General features: G+C 38.2%; 12 protein-coding genes. 11 read left to right on the forward strand and 1 reads right to left on the reverse strand.

The window, feature by feature from the left end:
- The first annotated feature begins 39 nt into the window (after positions 1-39).
- Positions 40-1,473 (forward strand): DUF2935 domain-containing protein, encoded by a 1,434-nt coding sequence (locus tag ACWZFG_RS12295; RefSeq protein WP_455577721.1) that lies wholly within the window; start codon positions 40-42, stop codon positions 1,471-1,473.
- A gap of 36 nt (positions 1,474-1,509) precedes the next feature.
- On the opposite strand, the gene ACWZFG_RS12300 is transcribed toward ACWZFG_RS12295, so the two are convergent.
- Complete coding sequence (locus ACWZFG_RS12300; protein WP_455577722.1) at positions 1,510-2,451, reverse strand: YncE family protein; 942 nt, start codon at positions 2,449-2,451, stop codon at positions 1,510-1,512.
- 121 nt (positions 2,452-2,572) lie between these two features.
- On the opposite strand from ACWZFG_RS12300, the gene ACWZFG_RS12305 reads away from it, so the two are divergent.
- The 10 genes from ACWZFG_RS12305 (at position 2,573) to ACWZFG_RS12350 (ending at position 14,588) form a co-directional block, all read left to right on the forward strand.
- A complete protein-coding gene (locus tag ACWZFG_RS12305; RefSeq protein ID WP_177505147.1) occupies positions 2,573-3,754 on the forward strand; it encodes an FtsW/RodA/SpoVE family cell cycle protein in 1,182 nt (393 codons plus the stop codon).
- 114 nt (positions 3,755-3,868) lie between these two features.
- Positions 3,869-4,051 (forward strand): spore coat associated protein CotJA, encoded by a 183-nt coding sequence (locus ACWZFG_RS12310; RefSeq protein ID WP_147669583.1) that lies wholly within the window; start codon positions 3,869-3,871, stop codon positions 4,049-4,051.
- A 17-nt stretch (positions 4,052-4,068) separates the two neighbouring features.
- Positions 4,069-4,326 (forward strand): spore coat protein CotJB, encoded by a 258-nt coding sequence (locus ACWZFG_RS12315; RefSeq protein WP_147669584.1) that lies wholly within the window; start codon positions 4,069-4,071, stop codon positions 4,324-4,326.
- A gap of 11 nt (positions 4,327-4,337) precedes the next feature.
- The gene (locus ACWZFG_RS12320; protein ID WP_177505146.1) at positions 4,338-4,949 is read left to right on the forward strand and encodes a manganese catalase family protein; all 612 of its coding nucleotides are present in this window, start codon (positions 4,338-4,340) and stop codon (positions 4,947-4,949) included.
- 208 nt (positions 4,950-5,157) lie between these two features.
- Positions 5,158-6,537, forward strand: coding sequence for an aminopeptidase (locus tag ACWZFG_RS12325; RefSeq protein ID WP_418627427.1), 1,380 nt, complete (start codon positions 5,158-5,160; stop codon positions 6,535-6,537).
- 168 nt (positions 6,538-6,705) lie between these two features.
- On the forward strand, positions 6,706-8,445 hold the full coding sequence (gene kdpA, locus ACWZFG_RS12330) for a potassium-transporting ATPase subunit KdpA (RefSeq protein WP_455577723.1): 1,740 nt from the start codon (positions 6,706-6,708) through the stop codon (positions 8,443-8,445).
- Positions 8,446-8,458: 13 nt separating this feature from the next.
- On the forward strand, positions 8,459-10,495 hold the full coding sequence (gene kdpB, locus ACWZFG_RS12335) for a potassium-transporting ATPase subunit KdpB (protein WP_455577724.1): 2,037 nt from the start codon (positions 8,459-8,461) through the stop codon (positions 10,493-10,495).
- A 21-nt stretch (positions 10,496-10,516) separates the two neighbouring features.
- A complete protein-coding gene (gene kdpC, locus ACWZFG_RS12340; RefSeq protein WP_455577725.1) occupies positions 10,517-11,113 on the forward strand; it encodes a potassium-transporting ATPase subunit KdpC in 597 nt (198 codons plus the stop codon).
- Between the two features lie 92 nt (positions 11,114-11,205).
- Positions 11,206-13,890 carry an ATP-binding protein gene (locus ACWZFG_RS12345; protein ID WP_455577726.1) on the forward strand — a complete coding sequence of 895 codons (2,685 nt, stop codon included), beginning with the start codon at positions 11,206-11,208 and terminating at the stop codon, positions 13,888-13,890.
- Entirely contained in the window at positions 13,887-14,588 is a 702-nt protein-coding gene (locus ACWZFG_RS12350; protein WP_147669591.1) for a response regulator, read from the forward strand. The genes ACWZFG_RS12345 and ACWZFG_RS12350 overlap by 4 nt, the downstream gene beginning before the upstream one ends.
- The last annotated feature ends 18 nt before the right edge of the window (positions 14,589-14,606 follow it).

The following is a 14,606-nucleotide window of genomic DNA, read 5'->3' on the forward strand; positions in this document are numbered from 1 at the left end:
ATGATGTTAATAGCTAATTCTTAAAGGAGTGTGCTAGAAATGCGTCAAGCAAGGGTTTCTTTGCCTTATTATGAGGCTGTAAACAAAGAAGAAATGAAATATTGGCTCATGATTATGAAGGATCACACGGTATTTATTAAAGCTGGATTGCCGGCTGAATGCGTTGAATTTCGCGATGAGGCAAAAGAATTTGCAAAGGCATTTTCCAGCTTGCAATCAAAATTAGATAAATTAAAAAATCCAAAACAATGTGAGACCTTTCATCAAGAAACGTGCCAAGTTATGGAGGCTTTCTATCAATATAAACGAAATTTACTCTCATTACGTATTACAGGTAAGCTAGGTGGTTCTCATTTTCCGTCGTTTTTAGAACATCTGGCGCGTGAAGCAAATTATTTTTTGCAATTATTAAATTTACCGAATAAAGAAAATATGCTACATACGTGCTCGCAGACGCAAGAAGTTGTTACTTGGCTTAGATTTATGGCAGATCATACGCGCTTGATTGGTCAGTATATCGATCCTGCTGAACGGCAGATGCAAAAAGAGGCTAGAGGTTTTGCAGAACTTTTTGATGATTTGTGCTTAGAAGGGCGCGATTTTGCTGCGATGCTATATTGTCATAAAGGTGAAATGAAGGCTTTTTCACGATTTTTACAAGATGTGAGGAGTGATGTACAAAGATTTTGCGATTTTAATAAAATGGCAAAAGAGTTGATTGATGAATGTAGATTATTGACGATTATGACACCACAATTGGCAGATCATTTGAGACGAGAGGCAAAACATTGTTTCGCTGTGATTGCGATGCTGGAAAAAGGTTTGGCAAAACATTGTGCGCCTGTATTCGATGATGATATTGATGAATTTGCTTGGAATCTGCCAGGGAGAATTGATGAAGAAGAATCTGAATGTGTTGTGCATCAAGAGCCGGAAGATATCTTGTATTATTCCGGAAATACTGCTTATGATCCCTATGATGAATTAGATGGTGAGGATGTCTATCATGAATATACTGAACCCGAGGTGGCAATAGCAGTAAAAGAGCAAACGGAAGAAATGCGAGAGCCGGTAAAACCGGTAACTGTCCATGTGGTTGAAGAAATACCTGAGCCAATAGAAGTGGTGAAGATAGAGCCAGCGATGAAACGCAGCAAAATAAAAGAAGTTAAAGAGGAACTTAAAGAAATAGAAGTAGTAGTTAAAGAAGAGCCGAAAAAAGAGTCTGTAAAAGAAGAAAAGAAGGCTCAGCAAAGTGCAAAAGTTGAGGATATATTGCCAGTTTCTACGCCGGCAAAAGCTTTTGCGCGTGATGTGAAGGCGGAGCTTTTGCAAAAGGCTGCAGAAAATAAATCAGTGCCAATTCAATTAATGGCAGATGGCCCCGCTGCGAATATCCAAGGGATTAGTAGGGCGATGAAAGCGCCAGTTGCGCGAATGCCGCGCACTTTAGGAAAAGAAAGGAAAAACTAAAAAGGTGTGAGTAATGGAATCATTACTCACACCTTTTTAGTTGTATAGGCAAAACCAGCTACTTAGCTCACCGCTAGTTTCGCTGACTGCCATTAAGCGACGGTTTACAGTATCAATTAAAGATAAATCAGCAAACATATTGCTTCCTGCAATAGCAAATCGGCTATCTGACAAAAGGGATAAAGTAGTAATAGAACGACCGATTTGAATAGAATTTATGATTTGCATTGTTTCAAGGCCGATGACGCTGATAGAACCACTGTCTTCATTCGTAACATAAGCTATTGTTTGTTCATCATTTAAGGTAATATGGCAGGGGTACGCATTAATTGCGCAATTATCTGCGGGATTAATTACTAGGTAGTTTGGCGCTTCCATTTCGTCTAGTGGAAATATCGCCAACCCTTCTCCGTGAAGCTTATTTCTTGTAAAAGTCGTCATCACTTTATCGGGGAGGGCAAAAAGATTCGTTGGAATTCCACCGATGAATCGTTCAAAAACAACTTGACCTTGCGGAGAAAACCCTGCGACAATTCCCTGATCGTCATTTTCCCAAATGGTATAAATCGTATTATTCAAGATGCATATGCCATTACATCGACAAGTTGTAATATCGGGATTAACAAGTGGGGTAGTTTTCATTGTCGTCGTATCTAAATGATGCAAAGTGGCAGTCTGATCAACAAAATATGCATTTTTAAAATCATCAGTTAATGTAATTTGTGACAAATGGGGTAGGGGAGTTGGGAGTTTATATAATGAATTTGTTGCAATATCAATAATAAACAATGCCCCTTCATGACTTGTTGTCGCTGCAAGGCAAGCTTTTGTTCTCGTTGCATTTATAAAAAGTCCAGCTGGGGTATATGTATTTAAATAAGGGATTCTAGATAATATTGCTTGGCTTGTTAAATCAATACTAAGCACCTCTGAAGTGCCAAGGTCGATTGCCAATAATTTTGCATTTGTCAACTCCATATAGATCCCTCCTTTATTTTAGTAACAATATAGTATATTCATAAAACTTGTACATGGTTTACTGTAATAATACATTTTTTTTTGGTATAATTAACAATAGATTTCATATGGAGGCGTATATATGCCAAAAAAAAGATTATGGATAAATAACGTGGAAGCCGTGCTATTTATTATGGCTATTTTGATTATTATTGGAACGATAAATGTATTTAGTTCTAGCTTTGTAATGGCCGGTAATGAATTCGATAATGGATATTATTTTGTTAATAAGCATTTAATTTCTTTACTGCTAGGAATCTTTGCCTTAGTTTTTGCAATGCGACTGGATTACCGTGTTTGGCGGAAGCTTTCTTTTATTATTACAGTTTTTGCAGTATTTTGCCTGATTGCCGTTTTTTTCATTGGAATAGAAGTAAATGGTTCAAAAAGATGGATTCAAATAGGAATGACTTTTCAGCCATCTGAAGTAGCAAAGCTAGCGTCGCTTTTGTTGATGGCAAGCTACCTTGGACCTAAGATAGATAAAAATTTACGGATTAGTATTGGAAATAAGGTGTGGCTGCCGATTTTGCTCATGGGTGGGTTGGTATATAAGCAACCGGATTTAGGTACGGCTGCAATTATTGTCGGGATTGCTTTTTTGTTGTATATTATGGCGGGATTACCGCTAGGAGAAGTTGTTGTATTAGGTGCAATTGCACTGGGAGGCGCAGGAATATTAACCTTTTCAGCAGATTATCGAATTGATCGTGTCAAGGCATGGTTTGATCCCTGGTCTTATGAATCGACATCTGGATATCAAACGGTGCAGTCTTTGATTGCGATTGGTTCGGGTGGATTTTCTGGTTTAGGCTTGGGTATGGGAACAAGTAAATTTGCATATTTGCCAGAGGCACATACCGATTTTGCTTTTTCTATTTTGTGTCAAGAGATGGGGTTTATTGGCGCATTTCTTGTGCTGATTTTATTAGCTGCTATGGCATGGTATTGTGGGCGAATTGCAAAAGAAACGACGGATGGATTTGGGAAAATGCTAGTCATCGGCATAGCCATTCTTGTTGTTGGACAAGGCGTTGCAAATATTGCTATGGTTATTGGAATCTTACCCGTTATTGGGGTGCCATTACCATTTATCAGTTATGGAGGCACTTCACTGATTGTGAATATGTTAAGTATGGGGATTTTAGCGAGTGTTGGGAAAAAACATTGTAGTAAGGTACCAACACGTCCGCCAAAAGGAAAAATGCCATTGCCGAAAAGTCAGAGGTATATCGCGACTGATGTGGTAAAACGTGGCGCATAAAAGGAGTAGGAATAACGATATTATGTATCGTTACTCTTACTCTTTTTTTATATTGTAACCTTTTTATGCAGTTCACATAAACTGTAGTATATAGAGTAGAAGGAGGGGGTTTACATGGAAGAAGAAACGAATCGAGCGCATGATCATGAAAGTAAAATGATGAAAAACCAGTGCTATATGTTAGCGCATGCTTATGTGCCTTGGCAGCGGTATGAAAAGGCGTTTTCGCCATGCGAAGCTTTATCAAAAGGAACATTATTCCCTGAATTATGGGGTGTTTATCGAATCCCCAAATAAATTGGAGGTGCTAAGCTATGGGATGTGAACATCAAGCTGCGATGCTAGTAAAAATTCAAGAGTTGGAATTCGTTGCGCTTGAGTTAAACTTATATCTTGATACACATCCATGTGATCAAGATGCAATCAACGATTTTAATTGTGCGGTGGAAGCTGCTTGTAAATTGGTTCAAAAGTATGAAGAAAAATATGGACCGCTATATAACTTTGGGATAAGTATAGAGACGGAAGATGAGTGGCGATGGATAAATAGTCCGTGGCCATGGGAATTGTAGGAGGTTTTGGCATGTGGATTTATGAAAAGAAATTACAACATCCAATTTGTGTAAGTTGTCCAGATGTAGCTTTCGCAAAACTGGTTATTACGCAATATGGTGGCCCCAATGGAGAACTTTCAGCATCACTTCAATATCTTAACCAACGTTATTCGATGCCAACAAATATGGCGAAAGCCGTATTGACTGATATCGGCACGGAGGAACTCGCACATCAGGAAATGATTGCTTCTCTCGTGTATAAACTAACTTGTGGTGCGGGGCCAAAAGATTTTGAAAAAGCAGGTTGGAGTGCGAAATGGGCGCAAAATGGTCCGGGCATGTTCTGGATGGATGCAAACGGTGTACCTTGGATTGCAAATAATGTTTCCTGTGTTGGTGAGCCAATTGCTGATTTAACTTCGAATATGGCTGCGGAGCAAAGGGCGCGGGTGACTTATGAGCATTTGATTTCCCAGACGTGTGATCCTTTGGTAAAAGATATGCTTCGTTTCCTTTGGCAACGAGAAGTTGTACATCTTCAGAGATTTGGTGAGGCATTAAACGACGTAGAAGAATGGATGGCGAAATGCAAACGTGTTTGGACCGGTGTAGAACCGCAAGAGGAAACAAAAGAACAGTAAATAGGCAATAAAAGGTCCATCATTAGGGTGGATTTTTATCCAGGGGCTAGGATTCAGGTGGAGTAAAAACCTCGCCTGGATCGTGGCCACTTTATTATTTGTATAACTTCATTGATTTTTAGCTACAATAATTTTGTTCTAAGTTATGTATAGTGTTACAATAGATCAGGAAAATATAACTAATAAAGTGGATGGTGAGGTAATAGTTATGGAAAGAAAAATTGCTTGGTTAGATTATATGGAAGAAGATAAGTTGCAATTAGAGATTTTAAGTAAAAATTATCGAGAATTTTTGGATAATGGGAAAACGGAACGTGAATGCATAAAACAGAGCGTTGCATTTGCAAAACAGGCCGGTTATCGTGATTTAGGGCAGTGCATAAAAGATAAAACGCAACTAAAAGCAGGCGATAAAGTTTATGCTGTCAATATGGACAAAGCGATAGTGCTATTTAATATTGGGAAAGAACCATTGGATGAAGGCATGAATATTCTAGGTGCACATATTGATTCACCGCGTTTAGATATCAAGCAAAATCCTTTATATGAAAAGGGTGGCTTGGCTTATTTCGATACCCATTACTATGGTGGTATTAAAAAATATCAATGGGTTACATTACCACTTGCGATTCATGGTGTGATTGCAAAAAAAGACGGAAGTTTAATCAATTTGACGATTGGTGAAAAGGACGGCGACCCAGTTTTTTGCGTGACTGATTTACTCGTGCATTTAGCACAGAAACAACAGGAGTTAAAAGCAAATAAAGTTATTGATGGTGAAGACCTTGACGTTTTAATTGGAAGTATTCCGTTAGATGATAAAGAAAAAGAAGCCGTGAGCAAAAAAATCATGGCAATATTGCAATCCACATATGATTTTACTGAAGAAGATTTGCTATCAGCTGAATTAGAAGTCGTACCAGCGGGTAAAGCAAGAGATGCTGGGCTTGATCGCAGTATGATTATGGCATATGGACAAGATGACCGCGTATGTGCCTATACATCCCTTGTTGCAATGCTTGAAGTTGATAAAGTGGATAAAACGACTTGTTGCTTACTCGTTGATAAAGAAGAAATTGGTAGTGTCGGTGCAACTGGAATGCAATCGAAATTTTTTGAAAATATGACTGCGGAGCTCTTGGCTTTGCAAGGTGAATATTCTGATTTAAAATTAAGAAGATGTTTGGCAAACTCTAAAATGTTATCCTCTGATGTAAGTGCAGGCTTTGATCCGTTATATGAATCTGTATTTGACAAGAAAAATGTGGCTTATTTAGGAAAAGGAATTGTATTTAATAAATTCACCGGTTCACGTGGTAAATCAGGATCGAATGATGCAAATGCAGAGTATTTTGGACAAATTCGTAAAATTATGGACGATAATAAAATCGCCTATCAAACTGCTGAATTGGGTAAGGTTGATGTTGGGGGTGGTGGAACAATCGCCTATATTATGTCACTTTATGGGATGGAAGTTATTGATTGTGGTGTAGCGGTATTAAATATGCACGCACCATGGGAGATTACGAGTAAGGCTGACTTATACGAAGCGAAAAAGGGCTATGTCGCATTTTTGAAACAAGCGTAATATTGTTTTCATAGAATGAAGGACTTTCTGTCTAATACGATGGAAAGTCCTTTTTGTACGTTAAAAGCAATTTTAATGCAATTTTAATATAGGGACTTATCTTTTAACACCGATTTAAGATGAGGGATTTTATAATAAAAGTATCAACAAGTAATGGAGGTTAGAATAATGATGAATTTGATCTTACAGTACAGCCTGTACTTAGTAATACTGATTATATTTGCTGTTCCGTTAGGTGCGTATATTGGTAAAGTAATGAATGGAGAAAAAGTTTTTCTGACAAGGGTGGTAGAACCTGTTGAAACCCTGATTTATAAAATTCTTTGTATTGATAAAACGGAGGAAATGCATTGGAAGTCGTATTTGTGGAGTGTATTATTTTTCAATGGTTTTGGCTTTTTGGTATTATTTTTTATACATATATGCCAAAATTTGTTGCCGTTAAATCCGCAAAATATAGATGGAACAAGTTGGCATTTAGCCTTTAATAATGCAATTAGTTTTGTTACAAATACAAATTGGCAAGCTTATAGCGGTGAATCTACATTATCTTATTTTACACAAATGTTTGGTTTAACTGTACAAAACTTTGTGTCAGCAGCGACTGGAATTGCCGTTTTATTTGTTTTAATTCGTGCCTTTGTGAAAGTAAAAGAAAGCGGGCTAGGCAATTTTTGGGTGGATATTACGCGGATTGTTTTATATGTGTTAATTCCGTTATCCATGATCGTTTCAATTGCGCTTGTTTCACAAGGCGTAGTACAAAATTTTAGTCCATATGAAATTGTAAATCTTGTTGAGCCGGTTGCCTTAGAAGACGGTAGCCAAGTGACTGAGCAGATTGTTCCGATGGGACCTGGTGCAAGTCAAATTGCAATCAAACAGTTAGGCACAAACGGTGGGGGCTATTTCGGTACGAACTCCGCTTATCCATTGGAAAATCCCACTGCATTATCTAATTTAATTGAAGTCTTATCTATATTGTTAATTCCAGCAGCCCTTTGTTTTACTTTTGGGAAAAATATTGGTGATAAAAGACAAGGAAAAGCAATTTTTGCAGCGATGTTTATTTTATTAGTTCTTGCTCTTGGTGGTATTGCTGTAAATGAACAAATCGCTACGCCACAGTTAGCACAGAATGGTGCTGTAAATATTGGAATGGAAAATCAAGCAGGCGGCAACATGGAGGGAAAAGAAGCGCGTTTTGGCATTATAGGGTCTTCGACTTGGGCTGCTTTTACAACGGCAGCATCCAATGGTTCGGTCAATTCAATGCATGATTCTTATACGCCACTCGGTGGAATGATTACCATGGTGCTTATGCAATTAGGTGAAGTTGTCTTTGGTGGTGTCGGTTGTGGCTTATATGGGATGATTAGCTTTGTCATTCTCACAGTCTTTATCGCAGGACTTATGGTAGGCAGAACACCAGAGTATTTAGGGAAAAAAATAGAGCCGCGAGAAATGAAACTTTCCGTCATTGTCTGTTTGGCAACGCCGGTTGCTATTTTAATTGGCAGTGGGATTGCAGTAGTTGTTCCAAGTGTGTTAGATAGTCTTAACAATACGGGGACGCATGGTTTATCGGAAATTCTTTATGCATATTCTTCCGTAGGTGGAAACAACGGTTCAGCATTTGCTGGCTTTAGTGCTAATACAGTGTTTTTAAATGTTAGTTTGGGTATCTGTATGTTGTTTGCACGGTTTGTACCAATTATCGCAATTGTTGCAATGGCAGGCAGTTTAGTAGAGAAAAAACGCCTTGCGGTAACACCAGGAACACTTTCAACTTGCAATACAATGTTTGTATTTATGTTGATTTTAATTGTTTTGTTAGTCGGTGCTTTGAGCTTTTTCCCAGCTTTATCTTTGGGACCGATTGCTGAATATTGTCAGATGATTCATTAGGAGGTGCAGATAAATGGATGAAAAAATAATAAAACGTGCCTTAAAGGATTCTTTTACTAAATTATCCTTCACAGTACAATTACAAAATCCGGTAATGTTTGTTGTATATCTTTCAGCAATTGTTACTACAGGATTGTGTGGTCTATCAATTTTCGGAATTAAAGATGCGTCAATTGGCTTTACTGCTTGTATTTCAATTATTCTTTGGTTTACGATTTTATTTGCCAATTTTGCTGAAGCTTTGGCTGAGGGGCGTGGCAAAGCACAGGCAGATGCTTTAAGAAATGCAAAAAGGACAGTAGCTGCGCATAAATTGAAAAATCGTAATGATAAAAAAATATATACCGATATTTCATCGATTAACCTCCGTAAAGGTGATATTGTTATTGTGAGTGCCGGTGAACAAATTCCAGCGGATGGAGAAGTCATTGAAGGTGTTGCATCGGTAGATGAAAGTGCGATCACCGGAGAGTCAGCGCCAGTAATTCGTGAAGCCGGCGGGGATCGTAGTGCGGTAACGGGAGGAACGACGGTAGTTTCCGACTGGTTGGTGATTGAAGTCGTCAATGAGGCTGGAGAAAGTTTTTTAGATAAAATGATTGCTATGGTTGAGGGAGCATCGCGGCGCAAGACACCAAATGAAATTGCATTGCAAATTTTATTGATCGCTTTGACACTTATCTTTATTCTGGTGACAATAACTTTGTATGCTTACGCTGATTTTTCAGCAAAACAGCTTTTCGTAGAAAATCCAACCTCAATGACAGCGCTAATTGCATTATTGGTATGTTTAGCGCCAACAACGATTGGAGCATTGTTATCAGCAATCGGAATTTCAGGCATGAGTCGTTTAAATGAAGCAAATGTATTGGCGAAAAGCGGACGCGCAATTGAAGCTGCCGGTGATGTAGATACGTTGTTATTAGATAAAACAGGGACAATTACGCTTGGAAATCGCCAAGCAAGTGCATTTGTTCCTGTAGATGATCATACGGAAAGAGACCTTGCCGACGCTGCACAAATTGCATCATTACCTGATGAAACACCAGAAGGCAGAAGTATTGTCATTTTAGCGAAAGAAAAATTTGATATTCGTGAAAGAACGCTTAATGATTTAAATATTGAATTTATTCCGTTTTCTGCGCGGACTCGATTGAGTGGCGTAAATATGAATGGAACTGAAATAAGAAAAGGGGCGGCTGAATCAATCAAAGCTTATGTAGAAAATCGTGGGGGCACTTATAGTGATGAGTGCGATGAAGCGGTAAGAAAAATTGCAAATATAGGCGGAACGCCGCTCGTTGTGGCAAAAGATGATAGCATTTTGGGCGTCATTTATTTAAAAGATATTATTAAATCCGGAGTGAAAGAAAAATTTGCTGATCTTCGGAAAATGGGAATCAAGACAGTGATGATTACGGGAGATAATCCGTTAACTGCCGCGGCAATTGCAGCAGAGGCTGGAGTAGATGATTTTCTTGCGGAGGCAACACCAGAAGGGAAACTCGCGATGATTCGCGAGTTGCAAAGTAAGGGGCATATGGTAGCAATGACAGGTGACGGGACAAATGATGCGCCGGCACTCGCGCAAGCGGATGTTGCTGTTGCGATGAATACGGGAACGCAAGCGGCAAAGGATGCTGGGAATATGGTTGATTTAGATTCTTCACCAACAAAACTAATTGAAATTGTGCGCATTGGGAAACAGTTGTTAATGACGCGTGGCAGTTTGACAACATTTAGTATCGCCAATGACCTGGCTAAGTATTTTGCGATTATTCCTGCATTATTTATGTCGCTATACCCCCAATTAGGAATGCTAAATATTATGGGCTTGCATAGCAGTGAAAGTGCAATCTTATCAGCGATTATCTACAATGCAGTTATCATTGTAGCGTTGATTCCATTAGCTTTACGCGGTGTAGCCTATAAAGAAGTTCCGGCAGAGGATTTATTAAAACATAATTTGCTTGTTTACGGCTTGGGTGGGATCATTGTACCGTTTATTGCAATAAAAGTTCTAGATTTATTTATTGCATTATTTGTATAGAGCAAGAAAGGATTTGATGAGATGAAAAGTTTAATCTACCGCGCGTTTGGGATGTTATGCGTAATGACTTTTCTATGTGGAGGGATTTATCCACTTGCAGTAACAGCAATTTCGCAAGCGGCTTTTCCAGGGGAAGCAAATGGCAGTATCATTAAAATAGATAATAAAGCTTATGGAACAAAATTTTTAGCACAACAATTTACTGGCAAACAATATATGTGGGGAAGGATTATGAGATTAGATACAGAATCTTTTATCGATAAAAATGGAAATAGTTACTTTTATGCAGCACCTGATAATATAAGTCCAGCCAGTAATGATTATGATTCTTTAGTGGCACAGCGCGTACAAAAAATAAAAGAATCTAACCCGGATGCAAGAATTGACAGTATTCCCGTTGACTTGGTTACGAATTCTGGCAGTGGGCTTGACCCGCATATCAGCTTGGCGGCGGCAGAGTATCAAATTCCGCGGTTAGCAAAAGAACGTCAAATGTCAGAAGCTGAAATTCAGAAGATTATTGATACTTATACGACAGATAAATTCCTTGGCATTTTCGGCGAGCCGGTGGTGAATGTTCTTCAAGTAAATTTAGCTTTAGATGGTTTGTTAAAATAAAGATAGTTAGATAGGTCTATACTGTATCTTGCGATACAGTATAGATTTTTGTCGGTTAAAGTAGATTTAAATACGCAAAGAGGGTGAATAACATGCATGAAGATGAACGCGATCCGCATAAGTTTCTTGAAGCAGCTATGCAGGAAGAAAAGAAAAAAAAGAAGGGGAAACTCAAAATATTTTTCGGTTACGCTGCTGGAACGGGAAAAACCTATGCGATGTTATCGGATGCACATGATGCTCAAAAAGATGGAATTGATGTAGTTGTTGGCTATATTGAGCCGCATGCAAGGCCTGATACAATGGCACTTTTGACGGGGCTTGAGGTGTTGCCGCCGCTTGAGGTAGCTTATCATGGGGTAACATTAAAAGAATTTGATTTAGATAAAGCGTTAGAGCGCAAGCCAAAGCTTATCTTAGTAGATGAATTTGCCCATACGAATGCAAATACTTGTCGGCATGCAAAACGGTATCAGGATGTGCAGGAGTTATTAAATGCAGGGATTGATGTTTATACAACGGTAAATGTACAACATTTAGAAAGTCTAAATGATGTCGTTGCGCAAATTACTGGTATTATTGTTCGTGAAAGAATACCCGACAGTGTTTTTGATGATAATTCACAAGTCGAGCTCGTGGATATTGATCCTGATGATTTATTAGAGCGGCTGAAGCAGGGGAAAATCTATCGGGAAAAGCAGGCCAATAAAGCATTGGGAAACTTTTTTACGGTGGAAAACCTTATTTCTCTACGTGAAATTGCATTGAGGCGGATGGCTGATCATATTAATTCTTTGCAGCTACAAGCGGATCGGGAAAAATCTTTAACATCTGTAGTTACAGCAGAGCATATTTTGATTTGTTTATCGTCATCGCCTTCGAATCCAAAAGTAATTCGTCAAGCGGCACGGATGGCAGCGGCATTTCATGCAAAATTTACAGCCATCTATGTAGAAACACCTGACTTCAATAATATGCTGCAAAAGGACAAGGAACGGTTGCAAAATAATACACGATTGGCACGAGAACTGGGTGCTAATACAGTGACTTCCTATGGCAGTGATATTGTAGAGCAGATTGCGGAATACGCAAAGGTTGCGCGAGTTTCTAAAATTGTTTTGGGAAGATCGTATACGAAGCGTAAACTGTTCTCTGTACAGGAGAGTTTTTCCGAGCGTTTGACTGATTTATCACCTCAATTGGAAATTTTTCTTATTCCAGATAATTATGATAAGAAGTATGTAAAGCCTATCGGCTTGCAACGCTATACACAAGATTATAGCGACAGTATGTGGATGTTTGGTGTTTTATCTGTATCTACGATTTTTGGCTATATGTTATCACATTGGAACTTTGGTGATGTATCTATCGTAGCTAGTTATATTATCGGTGTATTTTTTACTACATTTATTACTAAAGGAAAAATTTATGGAATTATTGCTAGCTTTTTGAGTGTTCTTTTGTTTAATTTTTGTTTTACTAGACCTGTGTATACCTTTGAAATCGTGGATATTCGCCATATAATTTTATTTGTCGTTATGTTTATTATTGCTATGATTTGTGCAGGGTTAACACATAAGGTGAAAGAATATGCAAAGTTATCCGCACAGAAAGCATATCGATTGGAAATTCTTTTGGCGACAAGTCGTAAGTTACAAAAAGCCGCGGATAAATATGAAATTGTCGAACAGACGGTAGCACAATTGGGCACATTACTAGAAAAGAATATCTACTTTTATTTAGGGAATCCACGTTTAAATCCGTTACCATTTACGTATATTTGTAATGAAGCGCTGCAAAACAATTTTGATAATCAACGCTGGGTGGCTGTAGCAGAATGGACATTTAAAAATAATCGTCATGCTGGATTTTCTACGACGACTTTACCGGGGGAAAAGTGCTTGTATTTAGCGATTCGTAATGGAGAAAAGGTATTTGGTGTAGTGGCGATTGATATGGAAAATCAGCGAATTCCTGCGTACGAAGAAGGTATTATGGTAGCAATTCTAAATGAATGTGCATTTGCGCTGGAAAAGGATGAGCTGTTAAAAGATCAAGAAAATGCGAGTTTGCAACTTAAACAGGAACAGCTGCGGGCAAATTTATTGCGTTCTATTTCTCATGATTTAAGGACACCTTTAACTTGTATTTCTGGCAATGCAGAAGTATTACTTCACAATTTAAATCAAATGAAGCAGGAAAAAGCACAAAAACTTTGTGAGGATATTTATGATGAATCCATTTGGTTAATTAATTTAGTAGAAAACTTGTTATCGGTAACAAGGATAGAAAATGGTACAATGAAATTGCAACTGAATATTGAAAGTTTAAGTGATATTGTGGATGAAGCCTTAAAACACATAAAGCGTAAGCTGAATCATCATCCAATTTACGTAGAGCATGAGAATGATTTATTAATGGTAAAAGCCGATGGCAGGATGATTATTCAAGTCATTACCAATATCGTAGATAATGCATTAAAATATACGCCGCAAGGAACGCAAGTTACCATTACCACGAGGCAAGTAAATGATGAAGCAATTGTACAGATTGCTGATGATGGCTTAGGAATTACGGATGAAGCTAAAAGTAAATTGTTTGATATGTTTTATTCTGCTAAAACCAATGCTGCTGACGGGAAACGTGGCATGGGATTAGGTTTGGCTTTATGTAAGTCGATTATCAATGCGCATGGCGGTGAGCTGACAGTTGCTGATAATAAACCGCAGGGGACGATATTTCAATTTAATTTAAAAGTGGAAGAAGTGAGGTTATGATCCATCAGACAATTCTAGTTATAGAAGATGATATTCCCGTTAGAAATTTGATTACAACGACATTAGAAACGCAGGATTACAAATATTACACAGCGGAAAACGGAACCCAGGCATTACTAACAACGGCATCGGTAAAACCTGATGTTATTCTACTTGATTTAGGGTTGCCGGATATAGATGGAATCGAAGTGATTCGAAAAATTCGTTCTTGGTCGGATATTCCGATTATCGTGATTAGTGCCAGAAGTGATGAACGAGATAAAATAGAGGCGCTTGATAGCGGTGCCGATGATTATTTAACAAAGCCGTTTAGTGTCGAGGAGCTTTTGGCAAGACTAAGAGTTGTATGGCGAAGATTAAACTACTTGTCAACGCTAAATGGTAAGGTGGAGGAAGTTTTTCATAATGGGGCACTTGTCATAGATTTTACCGCGGCGGTAGTAAAAGTAAACGATACTGAGGTAAAGTTAATGCCAATTGAGTATAAATTACTTTGCTTATTGGCGAAAAATGTAGGCAAGGTACTTACACATCACTACATATTAGATCAAGTATGGAAAAATGCAATTGAAAGTGATTTAGGCTCGCTGCGCGTTTATATGACATCGCTTAGAAAAAAACTCTGTAAGAGTGAAAGTGGTGTAGAATATATTCAGACACATATTGGAATAGGGTATCGAATGCTTCGGATTGAGTAAAATAAAAAATCCTGATTC

It is taken from the genome of Anaerosinus sp. (genome assembly GCF_965318445.1).

Bases quoted from the DNA above. Each gene is read 5' to 3' on its own strand.
- ACWZFG_RS12310 (WP_147669583.1), top strand. From the start codon at position 3,869: ATGGAAGAAGAAACGAATCGAGCGCATGATCATGAAAGTAAAATGATG.
- ACWZFG_RS12325 (WP_418627427.1), top strand. From the start codon at position 5,158: ATGGAAAGAAAAATTGCTTGGTTAGATTATATGGAAGAAGATAAGTTG.
- ACWZFG_RS12300 (WP_455577722.1), bottom strand. From the start codon at position 2,451: ATGGAGTTGACAAATGCAAAATTATTGGCAATCGACCTTGGCACTTCA.
- ACWZFG_RS12320 (WP_177505146.1), top strand. From the start codon at position 4,338: ATGTGGATTTATGAAAAGAAATTACAACATCCAATTTGTGTAAGTTGT.
- ACWZFG_RS12315 (WP_147669584.1), top strand. From the start codon at position 4,069: ATGGGATGTGAACATCAAGCTGCGATGCTAGTAAAAATTCAAGAGTTG.
- ACWZFG_RS12295 (WP_455577721.1), top strand. From the start codon at position 40: ATGCGTCAAGCAAGGGTTTCTTTGCCTTATTATGAGGCTGTAAACAAA.
- kdpA (WP_455577723.1), top strand. From the start codon at position 6,706: ATGATGAATTTGATCTTACAGTACAGCCTGTACTTAGTAATACTGATT.
- ACWZFG_RS12345 (WP_455577726.1), top strand. From the start codon at position 11,206: ATGCATGAAGATGAACGCGATCCGCATAAGTTTCTTGAAGCAGCTATG.
- kdpB (WP_455577724.1), top strand. From the start codon at position 8,459: ATGGATGAAAAAATAATAAAACGTGCCTTAAAGGATTCTTTTACTAAA.
- ACWZFG_RS12305 (WP_177505147.1), top strand. From the start codon at position 2,573: ATGCCAAAAAAAAGATTATGGATAAATAACGTGGAAGCCGTGCTATTT.
- kdpC (WP_455577725.1), top strand. From the start codon at position 10,517: ATGAAAAGTTTAATCTACCGCGCGTTTGGGATGTTATGCGTAATGACT.
- ACWZFG_RS12350 (WP_147669591.1), top strand. From the start codon at position 13,887: ATGATCCATCAGACAATTCTAGTTATAGAAGATGATATTCCCGTTAGA.